The 21,599-nt window shown below is 51.0% G+C and carries 18 protein-coding genes and 8 tRNA genes; 3 read left to right on the top strand and 23 right to left on the bottom strand.

Annotation, left to right across the window (positions count from 1 at the left end; all coding sequences use genetic code 11):
* Nucleotides 1–2: 2 nt before the first annotated feature.
* The 15 genes from lon to ACKQTC_RS01640 form a co-directional block, all read right to left on the bottom strand.
* A complete protein-coding gene (gene lon / locus ACKQTC_RS01710; protein WP_408976704.1) occupies nucleotides 3–2,366 on the bottom strand; it encodes an endopeptidase La in 2,364 nt (787 codons plus the stop codon).
* A gap of 54 nt (nucleotides 2,367–2,420) precedes the next feature.
* Complete coding sequence (gene clpX, locus ACKQTC_RS01705) at nucleotides 2,421–3,671, bottom strand: ATP-dependent Clp protease ATP-binding subunit ClpX (protein WP_408976703.1); 1,251 nt, start codon at nucleotides 3,669–3,671, stop codon at nucleotides 2,421–2,423.
* 22 nt (nucleotides 3,672–3,693) lie between these two features.
* Nucleotides 3,694–4,281, bottom strand: a complete 588-nt coding sequence (gene clpP, locus ACKQTC_RS01700) for an ATP-dependent Clp endopeptidase proteolytic subunit ClpP (RefSeq protein ID WP_408976702.1) — start codon at nucleotides 4,279–4,281, stop codon at nucleotides 3,694–3,696.
* 46 nt (nucleotides 4,282–4,327) lie between these two features.
* A complete protein-coding gene (gene tig / locus ACKQTC_RS01695; protein ID WP_408976701.1) occupies nucleotides 4,328–5,623 on the bottom strand; it encodes a trigger factor in 1,296 nt (431 codons plus the stop codon).
* A gap of 88 nt (nucleotides 5,624–5,711) precedes the next feature.
* Nucleotides 5,712–5,783: transfer RNA gene (locus ACKQTC_RS01690), tRNA-Gly, on the bottom strand.
* A gap of 3 nt (nucleotides 5,784–5,786) precedes the next feature.
* Nucleotides 5,787–5,868, bottom strand: a tRNA-Leu gene (locus ACKQTC_RS01685).
* Between the two features lie 183 nt (nucleotides 5,869–6,051).
* The gene (locus tag ACKQTC_RS01680) at nucleotides 6,052–6,321 is read right to left on the bottom strand and encodes a hypothetical protein (RefSeq protein WP_408976700.1); all 270 of its coding nucleotides are present in this window, start codon (nucleotides 6,319–6,321) and stop codon (nucleotides 6,052–6,054) included.
* Nucleotides 6,322–6,378: 57 nt separating this feature from the next.
* Nucleotides 6,379–6,861 (bottom strand): COG2426 family protein, encoded by a 483-nt coding sequence (locus ACKQTC_RS01675; RefSeq protein ID WP_408976699.1) that lies wholly within the window; start codon nucleotides 6,859–6,861, stop codon nucleotides 6,379–6,381.
* A gap of 82 nt (nucleotides 6,862–6,943) precedes the next feature.
* Nucleotides 6,944–8,113: a C40 family peptidase gene (locus ACKQTC_RS01670; protein ID WP_408976698.1), complete on the bottom strand. Its 1,170-nt coding sequence runs from the start codon at nucleotides 8,111–8,113 to the stop codon at nucleotides 6,944–6,946.
* Between the two features lie 220 nt (nucleotides 8,114–8,333).
* A tRNA-Lys gene (locus ACKQTC_RS01665) sits at nucleotides 8,334–8,406 on the bottom strand.
* Nucleotides 8,407–8,435: 29 nt separating this feature from the next.
* A tRNA-Gln gene (locus ACKQTC_RS01660) sits at nucleotides 8,436–8,507 on the bottom strand.
* Between the two features lie 6 nt (nucleotides 8,508–8,513).
* Nucleotides 8,514–8,586 (bottom strand) — tRNA-His (locus ACKQTC_RS01655).
* An 11-nt stretch (nucleotides 8,587–8,597) separates the two neighbouring features.
* Nucleotides 8,598–8,671 (bottom strand) — tRNA-Arg (locus tag ACKQTC_RS01650).
* Nucleotides 8,672–8,800: 129 nt separating this feature from the next.
* Nucleotides 8,801–8,871 (bottom strand) — tRNA-Gly (locus tag ACKQTC_RS01645).
* Nucleotides 8,872–8,879: 8 nt separating this feature from the next.
* Nucleotides 8,880–8,953: transfer RNA gene (locus ACKQTC_RS01640), tRNA-Pro, on the bottom strand.
* Nucleotides 8,954–9,177: 224 nt separating this feature from the next.
* On the opposite strand from ACKQTC_RS01640, the gene gap reads away from it, so the two are divergent.
* Nucleotides 9,178–10,173, top strand: coding sequence for a type I glyceraldehyde-3-phosphate dehydrogenase (gap, locus tag ACKQTC_RS01635; RefSeq protein ID WP_408976697.1), 996 nt, complete (start codon nucleotides 9,178–9,180; stop codon nucleotides 10,171–10,173).
* A 72-nt stretch (nucleotides 10,174–10,245) separates the two neighbouring features.
* On the opposite strand, the gene ACKQTC_RS01630 is transcribed toward gap, so the two are convergent.
* The 4 genes from ACKQTC_RS01630 to ACKQTC_RS01615 all read right to left on the bottom strand — a co-directional run bounded on the left by ACKQTC_RS01630 (nucleotide 10,246) and on the right by ACKQTC_RS01615 (nucleotide 15,013).
* Nucleotides 10,246–10,404 carry a hypothetical protein gene (locus ACKQTC_RS01630; protein WP_408976696.1) on the bottom strand — a complete coding sequence of 53 codons (159 nt, stop codon included), beginning with the start codon at nucleotides 10,402–10,404 and terminating at the stop codon, nucleotides 10,246–10,248.
* Nucleotides 10,397–11,644, bottom strand: coding sequence for a tRNA uracil 4-sulfurtransferase ThiI (gene thiI / locus ACKQTC_RS01625; protein WP_408976695.1), 1,248 nt, complete (start codon nucleotides 11,642–11,644; stop codon nucleotides 10,397–10,399). Before thiI ends, ACKQTC_RS01630 begins: the two co-directional genes overlap by 8 nt.
* 34 nt (nucleotides 11,645–11,678) lie before the next feature.
* Nucleotides 11,679–13,172 (bottom strand): DEAD/DEAH box helicase, encoded by a 1,494-nt coding sequence (locus tag ACKQTC_RS01620; RefSeq protein ID WP_408976694.1) that lies wholly within the window; start codon nucleotides 13,170–13,172, stop codon nucleotides 11,679–11,681.
* 137 nt (nucleotides 13,173–13,309) lie between these two features.
* Nucleotides 13,310–15,013: an FAD-dependent oxidoreductase gene (locus tag ACKQTC_RS01615; RefSeq protein WP_408976693.1), complete on the bottom strand. Its 1,704-nt coding sequence runs from the start codon at nucleotides 15,011–15,013 to the stop codon at nucleotides 13,310–13,312.
* A gap of 291 nt (nucleotides 15,014–15,304) precedes the next feature.
* On the opposite strand from ACKQTC_RS01615, the gene ACKQTC_RS01610 reads away from it, so the two are divergent.
* Together ACKQTC_RS01610 and ACKQTC_RS01605 are read left to right on the top strand one after the other, a co-directional pair.
* Nucleotides 15,305–16,192: a respiratory nitrate reductase subunit gamma gene (locus ACKQTC_RS01610; protein WP_408976692.1), complete on the top strand. Its 888-nt coding sequence runs from the start codon at nucleotides 15,305–15,307 to the stop codon at nucleotides 16,190–16,192.
* Between the two features lie 38 nt (nucleotides 16,193–16,230).
* Complete coding sequence (locus ACKQTC_RS01605; protein WP_408976691.1) at nucleotides 16,231–17,901, top strand: (Fe-S)-binding protein; 1,671 nt, start codon at nucleotides 16,231–16,233, stop codon at nucleotides 17,899–17,901.
* Between the two features lie 166 nt (nucleotides 17,902–18,067).
* Here the strand turns inward: ACKQTC_RS01605 and ACKQTC_RS01600 are convergent, their stop codons facing one another.
* From ACKQTC_RS01600 to ACKQTC_RS01585, 4 genes are read right to left on the bottom strand one after another with little or no spacing between them, the layout of a single operon-like run.
* On the bottom strand, nucleotides 18,068–18,748 hold the full coding sequence (locus tag ACKQTC_RS01600; RefSeq protein ID WP_408976690.1) for a class I SAM-dependent methyltransferase: 681 nt from the start codon (nucleotides 18,746–18,748) through the stop codon (nucleotides 18,068–18,070).
* Between the two features lie 22 nt (nucleotides 18,749–18,770).
* Nucleotides 18,771–20,594, bottom strand: a complete 1,824-nt coding sequence (gene typA / locus ACKQTC_RS01595; protein ID WP_408976689.1) for a translational GTPase TypA — start codon at nucleotides 20,592–20,594, stop codon at nucleotides 18,771–18,773.
* A 59-nt stretch (nucleotides 20,595–20,653) separates the two neighbouring features.
* Entirely contained in the window at nucleotides 20,654–20,866 is a 213-nt protein-coding gene (gene rpmF / locus ACKQTC_RS01590; RefSeq protein WP_408976688.1) for a 50S ribosomal protein L32, read from the bottom strand.
* Nucleotides 20,867–21,322, bottom strand: a complete 456-nt coding sequence (locus ACKQTC_RS01585) for a YceD family protein (protein WP_408976687.1) — start codon at nucleotides 21,320–21,322, stop codon at nucleotides 20,867–20,869.
* Nucleotides 21,323–21,599: the final 277 nt, after the last annotated feature.

Here is a 21,599-nt window from a genome sequence, read left to right as displayed (position 1 = left end):
TCCTAAACGAGGGCTTGACGAAAGACATCGTCAATGGTTTCGCACAAGTGGAAGGTCAGGTCCTTCCGTACGGATGCCGGGATATCATCGATATCGTCCTTATTGTCCTTGGGCAGGCAAATGGTCCGGCAACCGCTCCGGTGGGCAGCAATGACCTTGTCCCGGATGCCGCCAACAGCCAGGACCTTGCCCCGGAGGGTGATTTCCCCGGTCATGGCCACATCTTTCCTGATTTTCCGGCCACTCAAGGCTGAGACCATGGCTGTTGTCATGGTTATCCCTGCAGAGGGGCCATCTTTAGGCACCGCCCCTTGGGGAATGTGAAGGTGGAGGTCTCTATCCACGTGGAAGCCGGCCGGCAGGTTCATCTTTTCCTGCAGGCTCCGAACCACTGCCAGGGCCAGGTAGGCGCTTTCCTGCATGGTTTCCCCCATCCGACCGGTGAATTTTACGTGCCCCTTGCCAGGCATGGTCTGGCATTCGATTTGGAGAATTTCTCCGCCTAGGCTAGTCCAAGCCATGCCGACAGCTACACCCACATCATCTTGTTCATCGGTGATGAGGTGCTTAACCAGGGGCTTGCCGAGGTAGGATTCCAGGTTCCGTTTCTGGATGCGAACGATTCCCTCTGTTTCTCCACTGACCACCTGACGGGCCACCTTCCGGCAGACGCTCCCAATCTTCCGCTCCAGCTCCCGGACACCGGCTTCTGCGGTGTATTCCCGGATCATCCGGAGCAGGGCCCCGTCAGAAAAACTGACCTGGTCTTTGCTCAAGCCTTGGTCGGTAATCTGCCGCTTAACCAGGTAGCGCTTGCCGATTTCCATCTTCTCTTCTTCGGTATAGCTGGGCATCTCGATGATTTCCATCCGGTCTCGCAATGGGCCGGGGATGGTTTGGGTGGTGTTGGCGGTGGTAATAAAGAGGACCCGGGACAGGTCAAAGGGCAGGTCCAGGTAATGGTCCTTAAAGGTATTGTTCTGGGCAGGGTCTAAGGCTTCCAGTAAGGCTGAAGCCGGGTCCCCCCGGAAGTCCCTGTTTAGCTTATCGATTTCATCTAACAGGAAGACCGGGTTGGCAGAACCGGCATCCTGCATCCCGGCCATAAGACGGCCGGGGAGGGCACCGACATAGGTCCGCCGGTGACCGCGGATTTCAGCCTCATCCTGGACCCCACCGAGGGCCAGGCGAACATATTCTCGGCCGGTGGTCCGGGCAATGGACTTGGCCAGGGAGGTCTTCCCGACCCCGGGCGGCCCCACCAGGCAGATGATGGACCCCTTGCTTTCGCCATGCAGGGTCCGAACGGCCAGGAATTCTAAAATCCGGTCCTTGACCTTTTCCAGTCCATAGTGGTCTTCATCCAGCACCGCCTCAGCCTGGCGGATATCATGGTTTTCCTCACTATAGGTTCCCCAGGGCAGGTCTAGAACGAATTCAAGGTAGTTGACCAGGTTGCCATAGTCAGGAGTCATGGTGGACAGGCGGGCTAAGCGGTCTAATTCGCGGTTTAGCTTGGTCTTGATATCCTCATCGGCCTTGAGGTCCGCAATGGCCGTCCGGTAAGCCGTGATGTCTGCTTCCTTATCGGCGCTTTCACCTAGTTCTTCATTAATGACCTTGATCTTTTCCCGTAAATAGTAGTCCTTTTGAGACTTGTCCAGGGCTTTTTTGAGCTTATTATTAATGTCCGCTTCCAGGGCAATGAGTTCATTTTCCTTCACCAGGTGACGGACGATGATGGCCAAGCGGGCTTCCAGCTTGGGCTCGGCTAAGATGGCATACCGGTCTTCCAGGTCGGAAAAGAGAATGGAGGCCAGGTAGTCTACCTGCGCTTCATAGCCGACTAAGTCGCCATAATGATTGAGCTGGTCCTGGTTTACGGCTCCGGATAGCTGGGTGAATTTAAGGACTTCTTCATTGAGCCGACGGGCATAGGCCTCGAGGGTATTATCCGCCAGGGCATTGTCAGGCAGCTCTGTATAGAAGGGCTTCCAGAGGGCCTCCAGGTGGGGGTCCTCCTGGTTTAATTGGACCAGTTCAACCCGCTCGATGACTTCAACCACAATCCGCATACCGGAAATGGCCCCGGCCGGTACGATTTCTTTAATTTCTGCCAGGGTCCCCACCGGGTAGAGATCATCATAGGTTGGTTTCTCTGTTTCCAACTCCCGCTGGGTCAAAAGAACCACCCGGCCCCCAACCCCTGCCTCTTGAATGACCTTTTTAGACATCATCCGTCCAATGTCCAGGGTCATGTCTGAGCCCGGAAATAAGACCACCTGTCTCAGCGGAAGGGCACCGGAAATCCGGACCGGATCCTTTGGGCGAGAAGCGTCATGGTATTCGTTCGGTGACTTGTTCAAGGTATCACTTCCTTTAAAAAATGCCTTGCAAGGAGTCGCTTGCAAGGCATGAGATTAGTTCTCGGCTGAAGTTAAAATGACTTGGGTATCCTTTTTCCCCCGGATGACATCGGCATCAATCACGATGCGTTCGACATCTTCCCGGCTGGGGACCTCGTACATGACATCCATCATGACATTCTCCAGGATAGCCCGTAAGCCACGTGCACCTGTTTTACGTGCTAGGGCATCTTCTGCAATAGCATCCAGGGCATCATCAGTAAATTCCAGCTCCACATCGTCTAAAGCCAGGAGCTTTTTATATTGCTTGATTAAAGCATTTTTAGGCTCAGTCAGAATCTGCTTGAGCGCGCCCTTGTCTAAATTATCCAAGGATACTAGGTAGGGCACCCGCCCGATAAATTCGGGAATAAGCCCGTATTTCAGCATATCTTCCGGTTGGACCTGGTGTAAAACCTGGTCCTTATGCACAGTGCGGTCTTCTTCCGACTTGTCGGTATTAAAGCCCAGGGCCTTGTGGCCAACCCGTCGTTCAATGATTTTGTCGAGGCCGTCAAAGGCGCCCCCTAAGATAAAGAGGATATTGCTGGTATCCAACTGGATGAACTCCTGGTGGGGGTGCTTCCGTCCGCCCTGGGGTGGAATATTGGCTACTGTTCCTTCGATAATCTTCAACAGGGCTTGCTGGACCCCTTCACCGGAGACATCTCTGGTGATGGAGACATTTTCCCCTTTCCGAGCGATTTTATCAATTTCATCGATGTAAATAATCCCGCGACCGGCCGCTTCCAAGTCAAAGTCAGCAGCCTGGAGAATTTTAAGCAGGATATTCTCCACGTCTTCCCCAACATAGCCGGCCTCCGTCAAAGAGGTGGCATCTGCAATGGCAAAGGGCACCTTTAAGATTCGGGCCAGGGTTTGGGCCAGGAGGGTTTTACCGCTCCCGGTTGGCCCAATCAGGCAAATGTTGGTTTTTTGGAGCTCTACATCGTCTTCAGGGTCAAGCTCATGGTTAATGCGCTTGTAATGGTTATAAACCGCCACAGACAAGGCCTTCTTCGCCTCATCTTGGCCAATGACATACTCATCTAAAACGGCCTTGATTTCACTGGGCTTTAAGGCTTCGATTAAACCAAGGGTTTCCAGGTCTTCCTGGTGTTCATTGCTGAGAATATCATTGCAAAGGTCAACACACTCATTACAGATAAATACCCCGGGGCCCGCTATTAATTTTTTGACCGCATCTTGCGGTTTGCCACAAAAAGAACAATGGAGTTCTTCCTGGCCGATATTATTATTACTCAAAAAACGATCCCCCTAAAGGTTTTTAGTCGTGGTTTTCAATGACCTTATCAATTAACCCGTATGCCAAGGCGCTGTCAGCGCTCATAAAGTTATCGCGTTCTGTATCGATTTCCACCTTTTCCAGTGGTTGGCCGGTCATCTCAGCTAAGTTTTCATTGAGCTTTTGGCGAATCCGCAAAATTTGCTCAGCATGAATTTTAATATCCGAGGCCTGACCAGAGGCCCCACCGGACGGCTGGTGAATCATGATTTCACTATTGGGTAGGGCGAACCGTTTCCCCTTCTTGCCGGCAGCAAGTAAAAAGGCCCCCATACTGGCTGCCATGCCGATGCAGATGGTCTGGACATCAGGCTTAATATAGCGCATGGTGTCGAAAATAGCCATACCGGCGGTGACAGAACCGCCCGGGCTATTAATGTAGAGATAGATATCTTTTTCCGGGTCATCTGCTTCTAAGAAGAGCAGCTGAGCAACTATAGCATTGGCGGAAGCATCATTGACTTCGCCGCCAAGGAAAATAATTCTATCTTTTAAAAGGCGAGAGTAGATATCATAAGACCGTTCACCTTGACCAGTCTGTTCGATGACATAGGGTACTAAAACACTCATGTTGTATTTCCTCCTTTGTTAAACAAAACAGGCTATCTACAACTAATTACCCGATTTTTGCATTGTCTAAAAGGAAATCAATGGTTTTTTCTAAAACCATATTCCGGGAGATGCTGTCCCCTTGGCCCTGCATGATGAAGGCCCGTTTGATATCTTCTTTTTTCATTTGATACATGTCTGCCAAACGGTCAAATTCCGCTTCGACTTCTTCTTCATCAACGGTGATGTTTTCCGCTTCTGCAATGGCTTCCAGGACAATGGTTGCCTTAACAGATTCTTCAGCCCGTTTTTTGAATTCACCGCGTAAGCCTTCCATGTCGCCACCGGTCAATTGCAGGTATTGTTCTAATTCAATCCCCTGGTTGCGCATGCTGTAGGCCATTTCATTGATGTAGTTGTCAGTTTCTTTTTCCACCAAGGATTGGGGAGCAACGACGTCGGAGTCTTCAACGACCTTTTCGGTGATCTTATTTTTATATTGGTTTTGAGTGGATTCTTCCACTTGCTTGGTCAGTTCTTTGCGGATGTCTTCCTTATATTCATCCAAGGTATCAAATTCGCTGACGTCTTTAGCGAATTCATCATCCAGGTCGGCCAGGACCTTCCGTTTGATGTCTTTAACGGTTACGGTAAAGACCACTTCCTGGCCGGCTAAGTCTTCAGCATGGTATTCTTCCGGGAAGGTCAGGGGGATGTCTTTCGTTTCCCCAACTTTCATGCCTACCATCCCATCTTCAAAGCCCGGGATAAAGCTGTTGGAGCCGATGACCAGGTCATAGTTTTCGGCGGTGCCGCCTTCAAAGGCTACGCCGTCTTTCTTCCCTTCAAAATCCAGGGTAACGCTGTCGCCTTGTTCAACACTGGCCCCTTCCGGCGCATCTTCCAGGAGGGCGGTCCGGTCTTGAGCGCGTTTTAGTTCAGCTTCGACCATTTCGTCGCTGACTTCGGTATCCAGCTTTTCTAAGGCAATGCCCTTATAGTCCCCTAAGGCAACTTCTTGCTTGGTATCGACAACGACCTTAAAGATAAAGGGTTTATCCAGTTCAAGCTGTTCAACATCAAAGCTCGGTTCACCAATGGGTTTGATGGCATCGTTGTCTTTAATGGCTTCTAAGTAAGCCGGATAAACAACTTTTTCAGCAGCATCATAATAGAAGAAATCCTTACCATAGTGTTGTTCGATTAAAGCCTTAGGCGCCTTACCCTTGCGGAAACCAGGGATGGCAATTTTGTTCTTTTGTTCTTTATAGGCATCTTGTACCGCTTTATCAAAGACATCCTGGTCTACTTCAATGGTGAGTTCTTTGCGAACTTTATCAAGATCTTTAACTTCTAATTTCATAACTTTCCTCCTAAACAGTTCCAGCTGCATACTTGCGACATCATGGTTGGTTATAAAAAAAACTGCAACCATTGGTCGCAGTTAATTAAGCGGAAAACGAGATTCGAACTCGCGACCCTCGCCTTGGCAAGGCGATGCTCTACCACTGAGCCATTTCCGCATGTGCGGGTGAAGGGACTTGAACCCCCACGTCGTGAAACGCCAGATCCTAAGTCTGGTGCGTCTGCCAATTCCGCCACACCCGCAATCTTCAAGGGCCACACCACAATCGTGGCCGTTGACGGACTTTATAATACTACATGAGGCAAATGGTGTCAAGGGATTTGTCGTTTTTTCGTATAGAAGCCATTAGCTGTTTTTTGCCGGGGCCAGCTCTAATTCAGCCTGATTTTGAGGCCTTTATTAAGCTATCCCCCGCTCTCCCCCCTTCAGCTTTCTTCATCCTGGTCAGCCAAGGCCCTGATAGCCTGATCGAGGTATATATCCCGGTCCAGCCGGATTTCTTCTGTGGGAGCCGGCGGTGGAGCGGGCCGGTTCCCGAGCCAGTCTGCCTGGGTCTGGACCTGGCTTTCCAGGGCCATCTGATCAACAAGGTCTTTTAACTTTTCTCCGGATCCGGCTTCTGGCCGGTCTTCCTCAGTCAGGTCATCGATAAAGGCGTAGACCATCGCTTGTAAAATCGTTTTTGGAATATCCATAGCCAACCTCCTTAGCGCTGCTCATATAAGACGACTTGACCATTTGCCGGCAAGGCACTACAAGCCAATAAAGGAAAAGACCCCTGCCGTGGCCAAACTGACCAGGGCCGCGGCAATACAAACCCCTAGAAAGATAGACGGAATGGCATCCCGGAGCCGCATATTTAAAATCGTCGCGACCAGGGCCCCTGTCCAGGCCCCGGTCCCCGGCAAGGGAATGGCCACCAGGATGCAGAGGCCAAGCCAGCGGTATTTTTTGACGGTTTGACTTTTTAAGTGGGCCCGGGTTTCCAGTTGGTCGGCCAGTTTGGCCAGCCGTGGAATCCCCTTCATCCAATTAAGGATACGCCGCATGAGGAGAAGGATAAAGGGCACGGGCACCATATTCCCAAGGATACTGGTGATAACCACCGGGATCGCCGGCATCCCTAAAGAGGCTCCCAGAGGAATGGCGGCCCTCAACTCCAGAACGGGTAGCATAGCCGTAATAAAGACGGTTAGGTAGCGGCCCAACTCAGATGATGCAAATTCAATCGGCATGGTCGCCTCCTTACAAAATCTCTCATCATCAAAATAAAAAGCGCCGAGTGGTGGACCACTCGGCGTCCTATTTTATTCACAATTAAGCAATGGCATCCACCATGTCACTGCCGGCAACATCCTGATCAATGCCCTTGACCCGCCATACAGAGGTGTAGTCAAAGTTCCAGCCATTGGTCTCCATATAGCCGTAAACAACGCCAAAGGTCCCACAGCTTTCCAGGGTTACCGGGGCGCCACTGGCATCTTCTCCCCAGTAAAAGGCTACGTGGCCGTCCCCTAGGATGATATCCCCGGGCTTAATGTCTTCCCAGCTGATTTGTTCCAGGTATTCGGTGTAGTTGGGTAGGGTATAGGTGGTAAAGGCCCAACTTTCGCGGGGCATAAAGCCGGCATCCATGAGGGCTGTGTGCACAAAGCTGGAGCAGTCGCGGTAACCATCGGTCATCCGTTGGGGTTGGCTATAGTGCCAGCCCAACATTTTCTCGGCTTCCTTTTTAAGCTGCAGGCGGCCGCTGGACGGGGAAAAGTCTTTCCAGCTCATAACCGACCCCTTGTAATAGCCGGTGGAGGCATCTACTGAATAAAGGGGGTTAGCAGCAATAAAGGCCTCATTAGAGGTCACCATGGGCTGCTGGAGGGTAGCATCCTCTTGGTCCGTCGGCAGGGGGACCAGGGCTACTTCATCAACCGTGTTTTCCTTTTCCTTGTGGTTGAGGATAAGACTTGCAGGGGCATCAGCCTGGTCTTCTTCTACTACAGCTGCAGGGCTGTTGGCCACTTCCTGACCGGCTGCTTCTGCTTCAGCGGCTGCAGGGGCAGCTTGGTCTGCCTTTTTGTCCGCCTTCGCCGAGGCTTCATTTTTATCATTCTTTTGGGCCTCAGCCTTACTAGCCTTTTTATCTGCCTCTTTGCCTTGATTTTTTTCGCTGTCTTTATTTGCCTTGCTGTCGTCTGCTTCCTTGGCAGCCTTTTTCTCTTCCTTAGCCGCTTCTTTTTCCTTTTCTTCAGCGGCCTTTTGTTCTTCTTCAGCCAGGCGTTTTTCTAGAGCTTCGACGTCTTTCTCATCGACTTCTTCGCCCTTTTGGTTGACAAAAATGTCCCGGCCATCTTTGACAATTTTATATATAACTGTGTCTTTATAAACCAGATAGGGCTCATCCTGGGCCTCAGCCGAAATCCCCGCCAGGGGGGATGCCAATAAACCCGCAATGGTAATAGCGCCAATGATTTTTTTAGCGGTTCCTTTCATCAGTCAGCCTCCGTCAATCTATAATGTCATATATCCATATATTAAGCGTCATCTTACATCTCTTACTATACCTGAACCAGCTGTATTATGCTAGACCTACAAGCAAGATTTTACTATTTCTCATAAAGTTAGCCGGGGCCGCCTAGGCAGTTCGGCCAGTCAGTTGGGCAGGTCCCTATTAACAAAAAAGACTGCCTAAAGGCAGTCTCTTGATTCCATATGCGCTATAAAGGACTCGAACCTTTGACACCCTGATTAAAAGTCAGATGCTCTACCACCTGAGCTAATAGCGCAAATGAAGTTGTTGTTTTGCCGAAGCAAACTGGGGTAGCAGGATTCGAACCTACGAATGCGGGAGTCAAAGTCCCGTGCCTTACCGCTTGGCGATACCCCAATAAAGGGTGGATGATGGGAATCGAACCCACGAGTGCCGGAGCCACAATCCGGTGCGTTAACCACTTCGCCACATCCACCAAAATAAACACGCGCCTGGAGGGATTCGAACCCCCGACCCTCGGATTAGAAGTCCGATGCTCTATCCAGCTGAGCTACAGGCGCAAAAGCTGGTCGGAAGCGAACACCGTAGCTTTCAGAATCCCGAAGGCGGCCGTTTCCTGTGTCGCGAAGACTATTTTAGCATAGACACCCGTAAAGTACAAGCCCATTTTTTACATTTTCTAAAAAAATAGCGGGTGATGGGAATCGAACCCACGTAGCTGGCTTGGAAGGCCAGAACTCTACCATTGAGCTACACCCGCATCAATTATCGGGGCGGAGGGATTCGAACCCCCGACCCCATGGTCCCAAACCACGTACGCTACCAAACTGCGCTACGCCCCGACAACACGGATAATTATAGCAAATTGTTTATGGGGCGTCAAGAAAAGATATTCCTAGGCCCCCCTCCCCTGCCCCATTAACAGGCCAAAAAGAATACTTCGGGGTGGCCTTGCGAAAGGCATTTGCACTTAAAGCCATCTAATTTGATGTTTGACCTTTATTTTACAGCCAAAATACGGTATCTTATAATTGAATAAATACTTCATATAATTAAGGAGGATTTTATGAGTACAAAAATCGGTATTAATGGCTTTGGCCGGATCGGTCGTCTGGTCTTACGGGCTGCTATGGAGCATCCTGAAGTTGACGTCGTCGCCTTAAACAGCACCTCTGATCCTGAAGGGACCGCGCGTTTATTTGAATTTGATTCCACCCACGGGCGCTACCAGGGTGATGTATCTTACGATGATGGCCACCTGATTATTGATAGCCACGCCATCCCCCTCTTCAGTGACCGGGACCCTAAAAACTTAGACTGGGGAAGATACGGCGCAGATATTGTCATTGATTCCACCGGTAAATTCAAGACCGTTGAGGCCGCTTCTGTCCACTTGGGCCAAGGGGCTAAAAAGGTCATTATTACCGCCCCCAGCCCAGATGCACAGATGATTGTTATGGGCGTCAACCAAGATGCTTATGATCCTTCTCAACCGGTTGTCTCTAACGCCAGCTGTACCACCAACTGCCTGGCGCCGGTAACCAAGGTCATCCACGACAACTTCAATATCGTTGCCGGCATTATGACTACGGTCCACTCCTTCACCAATGACCAGAAAAACTTAGATAACCGCCATAAAGACCCCCGCCGGGCTCGGGGCTGCACCCAGTCCATCATCCCCACGACGACCGGTGCGGCTAAAGCCATGGGCAAGGTAATCCCTGCCTTAGACGGTAAAATGAACGGCTTTGCCCTTCGGGTACCGACGCCGAACGTATCTTTAACTGACGTGGTCTTCCAATTAGAAGAAAGCCCCAGTGTGGAAGAAGTCAACGCCTTTTTAAAGGAAGCCGCTGAAGGCGAACTCAAGGGAATCCTTGGTTATTCCGACAAGCCCCTCGTTTCCATTGACTACAATGGCGATGCCCGGTCTTCCATTGTCGATGGCCTTTCCACAATGAAGGTCGGCGACCATTTGGTTAAAATCATTGCCTGGTATGATAATGAATGGGCTTACAGCAAACGCTGCGTTGACCTGGCCCATTTTATCAATGAAAAGTAAACAAGAATAAGAGCAAGCGCAAAGAGGCACCCTCCATTTTGAGGGTGCCTCTTTTGATGCTTAGGCTGGGGCCTATTTATGCTTCTTTTGCTGCTTTTTAAACCGGTCTTTCAGTTGATTGAGCCGGTCTGCTTTAGAAGGGCCGGTGGATTCCTGGGTATGGTGGGACCCCTCCATCTCCCGGTGCCACTTATCCTGGTCACGGGGCTTTTCGTATAAATTTTTACCCATCTTGCTCATCCTTTTCCTTCAATAAATCCATTAGTTTGCTTCGCCGGGCAGCTTGGCTGCCATTGGCAAAGCAACGAACGGTTTCGGTATTTTGAATGGCCACCTGCATGAGATCGTCCAGGCCCTCGATCCGGGCCTCTTCCCGGTGGCATTCCCGCCGCTTGGGCTTGGTCTTAGGCTCTTTAGGGACGAAAACAGTGCAGCAGTCTTCATAGGGTAGGACAGAGATATCATAGGTGTCAATGGCCTTGGCTATTTTTACCGTATCCAGCTTGTCATAGGTCAAGAGGGGCCTAAAAACAGGCATGGTCGTAACTTCATTGATGGCGTAAAGGCTTTCAATGGTCTGGCTGGCCACCTGGCCAATATTGTCCCCGGTGACCAGGGCCTTGGCATGGCGGAGGTCAGCCAGCTCTTCCGCGATGCGAAGCATAATCCGCCGCATCAGGGTAATCCGCAGGTTGCTATGGCAGTTGGCCCCTATGGCCTCCTGGATGGGGGTGAAGGGCACCAGGTGGACGTCAAAATGACCACTGTAGGCTGCCATTTTTTCGGCCAAGTGGAGGACCTTTTCTTCGGCCTGCTTGGAGGTATAGGGGTAGCTGTGGAAGTGGATCCCTTCTACGACCACCCCCCGCCGCATCATGAGCCAACCGGCCACCGGGCTATCAATCCCTCCGCTCAGGAGGAGTTGGGCCCGGCCACCGGTGCCCAGGGGCAGGCCGCCTAAACCCGGCCGCCGTTCAAAAAAGATATGGGCTTGTTCAAAGCGGATATCAATAGAAACTTCCAGATCATAATCCGTAAGGTTGGGGCTTAGCTGCGGGAAATGGGCCAGGATTTTTTCTGCAACCTGCAGCTGAAAGTCCATAGACCGGATAGGAAAGCGTTTATTGGCCCGGCGGACCGTCACCCGGAAGGTCTGGTCTGTTGCCGGGAGCTGGCCCAGCTCGGCCAGGACTGCTGCTTCAATCGTGGCCGGGTCCAGGTCTGTTGACATGACCGGGCTGTAGGTCGAAATCCCAAATACTCGGTCCAGGGCCGGGTAAAAGTCAGCCGGGTTCCGTCCATTGAGCGGGATAGACAGCCGTCCCTGCTCCCGGACCACTTCCGGTCGGTCGCCGATTTCCCGCTCCACTTGCCGCCGGATATTGTTGACCAGGGTCTTTAAGAATTGTTTTTGGTTCTTCCCCTTTAAGCCAAGTTCTCCGTAGCGGATAAGGATATGATCATAGGTCATATGGCTGTGCGCTCCTTTCTATATACGCCTGTACTTATTGTGCATTCTTGCGCCGGGGCGATTTTTTCCATTTATCGCTCTTTCCCTTGCCGTGGTCACCGTGCTTGCCCTTATTGTAGGACCGGTTTTTCCGGTTGTGGAAATTTTTATTCCGGGAGCCCTTGTGGCCTCTTCCACCCTTATGAGGGACACTGTTTTTAGAGTAAACCGGTTTTTCAGCCGTCAGGTTAATGCGCTTGGCTTCGAAATCCCGTTGGTCCCCGGTGGTGATTAGAGATAAGGCAGCCATCAGGGCATCCTGGGCACCATAGGTAGCAATCAGGTCTTCCGCCACCCAGCTCAATTGGTCAAATTCGCCATTTTCCAGGGCATCTACGACCTGGATGCGGAGGTTTTCCTGGCGGACCTGCTGGGTTCTCTGCTCAGTCGGCAGGGGGCTGCGGGCAATTTTGTGTTTGATGGTCCGTTCAATATAGGCCAAGTGATCTTTTTCCCGAGGGGTCACGAAGGACATGGCCAGGCCATCGTTGCCGGCTCGGCCGGTCCGGCCAATCCGGTGGACATAACTATCGGCATCTTGGGGCAGGTCAAAGTTAAAGACGTGGGTCACCCCTTGGACGTCCAATCCCCGGGCCGCTACGTCGGTGGCCACCAGGATATCGATTCTCTTCTCCCGGAACTTCCGCATGACCTGGTCCCGTTGGTACTGGCTCAGGTCACCATGGAGGCCTTCCGCCCGGAAACCGAGCTGCTGTAAAGCCCGGGTCAGTTCATCGACCCGGCGCTTGGTCCGACCGAAGACCATGGAAAGGTCCGGCTGCATCATATCCAGGAGCCGGGTAAGCAGGAGGAGCTTTTTATCTTCATAAACAATGAAGGCCTCCTGGTCAATGGCCGGGACCGTTAAGGTTTCCTGGCTGACCTTGACCATTTCCGGGTCCTTCATATAGGTTTCGGCAATCCGCTTAATTTCCGGCCGCATGGTGGCGGAAAACATCATGGTTTGCCGCTCTTCCGGGCATTCTTTCAGAATATCTTCGATGTCTTCGACAAAGCCCATGTTGAGCATTTCATCTGCTTCATCTAAGATGACCACTTTAATATCATTGAGACGGATGGTCCGCCGGCGCAAGTGGTCCTTTAACCGCCCTGGGGTGGCCACAATGATTTGCGGACGATTTTTCAGGGAAGAGATCTGCCGCTTGATATCCTGTCCCCCGTAAATGGCCAGGGAGTGCAGGGGCAGGTAGCGGGATAATTTATAGATTTCTTTCTCAACTTGGATGCAGAGCTCCCGGGTCGGTGTAAGAACCAGGACCTGCACCTTATCGTCATCATCAATCCGCTCTAAAAAAGGAATGGCGAAGGCCGTCGTTTTGCCGGTACCGGTTTGCGCCTGGCCGATTAGGTCACGGCCGGCCAGCCCCACCGGAATGGCCTTTTCCTGGATGGGCGTCAGGCTTTCAAAGCCCATGGCGTCAATGGCCTTTTTTAGGGGATAGGATAATTCTTCAATATTAAAACTCACATTTTCCTCCAAATTTATGATAGTGGAATACAAATATTTATTATACCATACTTTGCCTTATTTTAGTATTTTTTCAAATACAAAGCACACCGAATGGCAGCTGCTGACATTCGGTGTGCTGGCTATGCTTCTTTAGACTAGTCTTGGATAAATTTATCAAAGGGCCAGAAGTAGATGCCGCCCTGCAGAAAACGGACCTTATCAAAACCGGCCTGTTCCAGAATCAGCTGGGCTTCATAACCCCGGGTGGACAGGATACAGAAGAGGATAATCGCCTTATCCTTGGGCAGTTCATCGGCCCGGGCCCGTAATTCCTCGATGGGAATATGAGCCTGGTGCTTGGTTTTAAAGGCCCCCAGTTGGCTGACTTCATCATCGCAACGCAAGTCAACAAAGATGACATCATCCCGGTCTAAGAGCTCTAGGCATTCAAAGAAGCCAATCTGTTTGGCCCGGCCTTCAATGACGTTTTGGATAACATTGGCATTGGTCAAGAGGTTATCCACTGCAGAGGAATAGGGCGGCGCATAGGCCAAGTCCATATTCCCCATCTCATAGGCGGTCAGTTGGGGATTGGCAGACAGGGCGCCGGCCATGGTATCAACCCGCTTATCCACATTACCGGGACCAATAATCTGGACACCCAGGATGCGGGCGGTTTTCTTGTCAGCGACAACCTTAATCATCACCAGTTTTTTGCCTGGCATAAAGTGGGTGATATCCGGCCCCGGAACAATACAGGTGACGGCATCATAGCCCTGGGCCAGGGCGTCCTTTTCGGTCAGACCCACTTTACCGGCGGTCCAGTCAAATTGTTGGACCAGGCTGGTGCCTAAAACGCCGGGGAAGGTCTGGGTATTGCCCTGGGCAATATTGGTGCCGATAATCCGGCCGTGCTTGTTGGCCGTAGACCCCATGGGGGCAAAGGTCCGTTTACCGGTAATCCGGTGGTTGACCATAACGCAGTCGCCGCCGGCATAAATATCCGGGTCACTGGTCTGAAGGTATTCGTTGACGATGATTCCGCCATCAATTTCAAGCCCAGCTTCTTTCGCGAGGGCAACATCGCTGCGGACACCGGTGGATACCAGGACCAAGCCACATTCCAGCTCACCCTTATCGGTAACCACACCGCGGACAGCCCCTTGGTCATCCAGTTGGATTTCTTTTAAGGCGGTACCGGTCATGATATTGATATCTTCTGATTCCAGGTAGGCTTGTAAAACCGCTGCCATATCTTTATCGAGCATTTTCGGGAAAATCTGGTCTTCCATTTCAATAACGGTCACTTCCAGACCCCAGTCGGCGCAGGCTTCCATCATTTCCATACCGATAAGGCCACTACCGACGATAACGGCATGGTTGATCCCGGTTTTCAGGTGGGCTAAGATATCCTGGCCATCCTGGGGGGTCTTCAATTGGAAAACGCCTTCGCCATCCAGGCCCGGAATCGGGGGCTTGGCATTATAAGACCCGGTTGCTAAAACCAGTTTATCGTAATCTAAGACTTGCTCGCTGCCATCAGCGACATTTTTGACCGTTACCTTCTTACCTTCCCGGTCAATATGGGTGGCTTCATAGCCGAGCAGGGTATCGATATCTTTCGTTGCCTTCATGAATTCCGGCGTACGAACAGCATCCCAGGAGGTGGTCATCAGGTCGTTTAAATCTTTGACAGTGGCACCCACATAATAGGGGAGGCCACAACCGCCATAAGAAATCCAGTCTCCCTTTTCTACTAAAGTTACTTTGGCTTCAGGCATCAGCCGTTTGAGCCGTGCTGCAGCTTTGGGGCCACAGGCCACCCCACCGACTACAACAACATTTAAGGCATCACTCATGGTCATTCTCCTTTATAACTATATCATCAACAGTTAAATTGTTCTCCTTACTATTGTACATCAGTTAAGATGAAAACTCGAGAATTGGGCAAAAACTTCCATTATAATAGATAATTGATTGTATTACCATTTTCTATACAGCTATTGTCAACAGGGTGTTAAAATAAGTACTAAACCACTGAAAAATCTGATATGATAGACTCGTGAGACCAAGAACAAGCAGATGACCTGCCTTGTTCATCCGAAAATAGTGAAGTGTTTTCGGCGTCAAAAAAAGGAGGTAGTATAGTTATGTTGTTGACCCTATTCTGTTGGTTTGCCATCATTTTCTTTATTGCAGCATCTGTGCAGAAATTCCGCTATTATGCCAATAAGCCAATGCATGGTAGACAAGACCTTTACCCGATCCCCGGTGAAGATCCGGATCGTGTAGAGCATGGCGGTTCCTTCTATGAGGAGCAACGTTGGTATGAAAAACCACGTAAGAAAAACCATCGTGGTGAAATCATCGATATGTTGGCTGAAATGCTCTTCATTAAGAAACTGTTCCAAAAGCAAACCAAATTATGGTGGGTTTCTTACGCCCTGCACTTGGGTATCTACTGCATTATCGCCGCCATGGTGATTGGTGCAGCTTCTGTACTCTTACCCTTTACAGGCGTTTTAGCCACCTTGTTAGGTTTAGCTTTAACAGTTGCAGGCCTGGCCGGTGCCATCTTAATGACTATCGGTACCATTGGCCTCTTGGTTAAACGTATTGTTGACCATGAATTCCGCAACTACACCACGCCGCAGGAATACTTCAACCTAGCCTTCCTCTGCGCAGGTAGCGCAACGGGCCTGGCTGCCTTTATTAGCAACGGCTGCCGGTTCGGCTATGTTAAGAGTATCTTCAGCGACATGTTCCACTTTAGAGCTATTAAGGGGTTAAACAAAATCACCATTGTTCACGTTCTCATTTTCTGCGGGCTCTTAATTTACATTCCTTTAACAAAAATGAGCCACTACGCCGGAAAATTCTTTGCTTTCCACAGTGTACTTTGGGATAACCGTCCCAACTTACCGGGGAGCAAGGTTGAACAACAAATCATGGAAGAAGCTTCCATTAAGCCGAGCCCGGACATGCAATGGAGTGCCCCTCACTATCACCCGGCTCCGGAAGGCGACGAGAAAAAATAACCGCAGCTGCTTTAGTATAGAGGATTGGAGGACTTCAAATGATAGATGGACGTCAACTTCGCCCACGTGATATGGGTATCCGTGGGGAACAATTAACCACTGTCAATGATAAGAACCACCTCATGCCCCTACCGGCTCCCTTTGAAGACCCGGCCTCCTGGCCTGAGATTGAAGAAGCCAAACCGGAATGGCGTGAGAATTACTATGCTGACCTAGACGGCTTTATTGCCCTGGACGGCTTTAAACGCCCTGAAACCAAAGAAGAAGAAGACGAGATTGTCAATAAGTTTTTAAAGGGTCTTGAAAAGCTTCTGAACGATGAGGCCAATAAAGGGATGATCCAGGTTCTGGACCTGACCATGGAATATTGCGCCAAGTGTAACACCTGTTCAGATGCCTGCCACCTATTCGTGGCCACTGACCGCAATGAAATCTACCGCCCCACCTACCGGATCGATGTTTTACGCCGAATCATCAAGGGCTACATCAATCCGCCGAAAACCAAGCTCGGCCAGTGGAAGGCTAGATTTACCGGTGCCGATGTTGACCTGAACTGGGAAACCATCATGCGCCTGGCTGAAAGCGCCTACCGCTGCAATCTTTGCCGCCGGTGCGCTCAAGCCTGCCCCCTCGCTTTAGACAACGGGTCTCTGGCTAAGGAAATCCGCAAAATCTTCTCCCAAGAGTTAGATATTGCACCGAAGCCGATTCACGAACGTGGGGCTAAAATCCAGCTGAGAACCGGTTCTTCCACCGGTATCACCAAGGCTGCCTTCCTGGACACCGTCGAGTTCCTGGACGAGGACTTAAACGACCTCTACCCTGGCAACGACTACCAGGTCCCCATTGACAAGCAAGGGGCAGACATCCTGCTCATCCACAACGCCGGTGAATTCATGGCCTGGCCTGAAAACCCCATGGCCTTCGAAATTCTCTTCAATGAAGCCGGCCTTTCCTGGACCCTGTCCAGTGACATGATGGGCTATGACAACGTTAACTACGGGATTTGGTACGATGACAAAATCGCCCGTGACATTGCTACCCAGCAGCTGGCAGCCGCTAAGAAATTAGGGGTTAACCGGATTGTCGTTGGGGAATGCGGCCACGCCCACAAGGCTTTAACCGTCGTCAGTGACCGGTTTACCCCGGCCAAAGACCGGGTGCCTGTTGAAAGCTTCCTGCCCATGTTACGGGACTTAGTCCTGGGCGGCGCTTATGACCTGGACCCCTCCCGGAATGACTTTGCCGTTACCTTACACGACCCCTGCAACTTCGTTCGTCAAATGGGCGTCGTTAAACCCCAGCGGGACATCATCAATGCTGTTGTTCCCAAAGGCCGGTTCATGGAAATGTACCCCCATGGCGTCGATAACTACTGCTGTGGCGGTGGTTCCGGCTTTGCCATCATGAACAGCCTCAACTTCCCGGCCTACCGTGAAAACATCTCCACCCGGGTGAAACTGAAACAAATCCTGGATGCTTTCGGACCGGAAAATATCTACAATAAAGACCTGGTCAAGTATATCTGCGCCCCCTGCTCCAACTGTAAGGGGACCTTCCGCGAAATGCTCAAGTACTGGGGTCTCACTGAAAACTACAACTTCCAATACGCCGGCTTAGTCGAATTGGTTGTTAATGCAATGAGCAAGTTCGATAAGCCCTACTTCGAATTCTTACGGGATGACGAAGACGAATTTGCTATGATGTAAGTTTCAGCAAAACAAAAAGCGTTCTTGACTTGTCAAGAACGCTTTTTTCTATGCCTGGCAGCGGTACTTTCCAGGCAAAAAAGTCACCCAAGCAAAAAAAGAACTGCCCCCTCTTCCTGCAAAATGCCGGGTGCAGTTCTCTCAAGCTTGAGTGACTTTTTTATCTTTAAATGGCCGGTTTTTGCCACAAGAGGCAGGCAAAGGCCCCGACTTCAGTCTGAGATAGGCGCATCTCATTTTCCAAGGTGAGGTTTTCGGGCCCGGCAGTTGGCGGGATGAAGACCGACTCTTTGGCAGCCAGGAGGTAGTCCGGGAAGAGTTGTTTCATCTCCTCCATGGTCTTAAAGGCGGCCTGGTGGAAAACAGAGTCCTCCCGGGGCATATGGGTCTTGTATTCTTCGCCCCAGGATGAGTTGCCGGTGATGGTGCCGATCATGACATAGCCCCCGGGCCGGACGACCCGAAAACATTCTTCCAGGGCCTTTTCGGCCTCATGGACAAATTCAAAGAGGGCCATGGAGACTAGGCCGTCAAAACTATTGTCAGCGAAGTCCATATTGGTGATATCCATTTCATGAAAGCGGGGCGCCAAGCCGGCGAATTTCAACTTATGCTTAGCGATTTCCAGCATTTCAGGGGACAGGTCTATACCTGTCATGGCATGGCCGAGAAGGCTCATTTTCAAGGTAAACCGGCCGGTGCCACAGCCTGCATCCAGGAGGCTTTTGCCCAGATCGAGGGGCAAAATAGACAGGGCACATTCCGTTTCTCTGGCATCGACAAACCGCCCCAGGGGCGTTTCATACCAGGCGTCATATTCCTTTGATTTCTCTGCAAAGTCAGCCATGAGGTCTCATCCTTTCCAGCTCTTATTCAGCTGCGTGTTTGGCATACTTCTGCCGGTCTTGAAGGCGTAAAAAGCGTTTCCGTAACCGTAAATGATTGGGGGTGACTTCCAGGTATTCGTCCTGGGCCAGGAAAGCAATGCATTCTTCCAGGGACATTTTCCGCGCCCCTTTCAGTTGGATGGCATCATCTTTCCCGGAGGCCCGAGTATTGGTCAGTTTTTTGGTCTTGCAAACGTTAATGGGAACGTCCTGTTTGCGGTTGGCTTCGCCAATGACCATCCCTTCATAGACATCTACCCCGGCACCGATGAAGAGTTCGCCCCGTTCTTCGGCAGCCTTGAGGCCATAGGCTGTGGAGGTCCCGGTTTCAAAGGCGACCAGGACACCGCCATCCCGGGTGGAGAAGGCACCAGCAAAGGGACGGTGGTCTTCATAGGTGGCGTTCATAATCCCATAGCCATGAGTCAGGGTCAAGAAGTCGGTCCGGAAGCCGACCAGCCCCCGGGTGGGAACGATGAATTCCAAGCGGGTTTCGCTACCCCGGGGCATCATTTGCTGCATGACCCCATGCCGGCGGTTTAATTCATTCATGACATCGCCGATATAGGCTTCCGGAATATCCAGAGTAACGAATTCAAAGGGTTCACACCGGACGCCATCGATTTCCTTGTAGATAACCTGGGGCATGGAGACCTGGAATTCCAGCCCTTCCCGCCGCATTTTTTCAATAAGGATGGCCAGGTGGAGCTCGCCCCGGCCGGCCACCCGGAAGGCGTCTGCCGAATCGGTATCATTGACCTGGAGGGCAATGTCTGCCTCGCATTCCTTGAGCAGGCGCTCTCTCAGCTTCCGGCTGGTCAAGGGTTCACCGTCTTTACCGGCAAAGGGCGCATTATTGATTAAGAACCGCATTTCCAGGGTGGGTTCTTCTATTTCAATGAAGGGCAGGGGGTCTAACTGGTTCACATCGCAGATGGTCTCCCCGACATTAATCTCCCCTAGGCCGCCAATGGCGACAATGTCCCCGGCAGCGGCGGCCTCAATATCGACCTGCTTGAGGCCGGAGAACCCATAGAGTTTATTGACCCGGGTCTGGCGCACTGCTCCGTCTCGGCTCATGATGGCGACGGCATCCCCTACCCGGAGACTGCCCCGCTTGATGGTGCAAATCCCCATTTTACCGACATATTCATTGTAGTCCATGAGGGTAATCTGGGCTTGGAGGCTGCCGTCCCGGTCGCCCTTGGGGGCGGGGATGGTTTCAACGATTTGGTCCAGCAGGTCTTTGAGGTCTGTTTTATCGGAAAGGTTCGGGTCCTTGCTGCAGATCCCCTTGACCCCGATGGCATAGAGGACCGGGAAGTCCAGCTGTTCTTCATTGGCATCCAGGTCAATGAAGAGGTCATAAACTTCATCCAGGACTTCTGCCGGCCGGACAAAGGCCTTGTCCATTTTATTGATGATGACAATAGGCACCAGGTTGGCTGCCAGAGCTTTCTTGAGGACAAACCGGGTTTGGGGCATGCAGCCTTCAAAGGCATCTACAACCAAAATGACGCCATCGACCATGGTCATGATCCGTTCAACTTCACCACCAAAGTCGGCGTGGCCCGGGGTATCCACGATATTCATGCGAAAGTCTTTGTATTCTATGGAGGTGTTTTTGGCTAAAATCGTAATGCCTTTTTCCCGTTCAAGGTCATTCTTATCCATCACGCGTTCCGCAACATTCTCATTTTCCCGGAATGTCCCACTCTGCTTGAGCAGTTGGTCAACGAGGGTGGTTTTCCCATGGTCAACGTGTGCAATGATGGCTATATTTCTGATTTTACTTTCTTCTCGCATATGGCCTCCTAGCCTGAAAGAAAAACACCCGAGCAGGCAGTCCTGTTCGGGTGAGTGGATTATTCTTCATCCTGTGCAGCTGTCGTTGCCGGAACTTTTTCGGCACCGACTACACGGCCATCATACTGACCGCAAGACGGGCAAACATGGTGGGGTAATTTCGGTTCGTGGCAGTTCGGACAAGTCATAGCAGATACAGCATTCATTTTAGACCAAGCGCTGCGCTTGATGTTTCTTCTCGCTTTGGAACGTTTACTTTTTTGGACACCCATTTATTCCACCTCCCCGTCTCGCAGTTGAGCAAGTTTTGCCCACCGCGGATCAATTTCAATGGTTTCACATTGACAAGAAGCCAGATTAAGATTTTGCCCACACTTAGGACACAGGCCCTTGCAGTCTTCCTGGCACACAATGGTTACCGGCAGGCTTTGCAGGATGGCGTCTACGATAAGGGGCTCAAAATCATAGTCTGTTTTGTCATAAATCCAATAGCGTTCTTCCAAGTCACCGATATCTTCACCCGGTTTTTTGACATTGGGAACATCTAGGCTATACACCAGCTTCTCATCAATATCTAGGTCTACATCAAAGGTAACCGGTTTCAGACAGCGGTCACAGGGAACCTGGATCTGGCCGGTAACCCGCCCGAGCATTTGCATGTCAAACTGGCTCACGCGGAAGATACCCTCAGCCTTAATGGGCTCAGTTATCCGAAATGATGTAGGCATCAAAGGCAAATCGCCCGTTTCAAATGAAAAGGGCACATCGGATTTTACTTGTGGTCGAATCGGTGCCAAATTCAGCGACAGCATAGCGCCACCTCCTACAATCATGACAGCGTTCAACTTGTACTATTATAGACATCTCATAGGCACTTGTCAAACGTTTTTGTGTCTCTTTCGCCATTTAACCGCTTTTTTAAGGGGAACGCACCGGCGCTAAGCCCGTCGGCCGGGCTCATATTCTTTCCCTATCCGCTAGCAGGATTCCAAGTCGCGTATCTTT

The organism is Peptococcus simiae, assembly GCF_046097595.1.
Taxonomy (GTDB): domain Bacteria; phylum Bacillota; class Peptococcia; order Peptococcales; family Peptococcaceae; genus Peptococcus; species Peptococcus simiae.
Note: the sequence above shows the minus strand (reverse complement) of the source record. Positions and strands in the feature narration are given on the sequence as shown.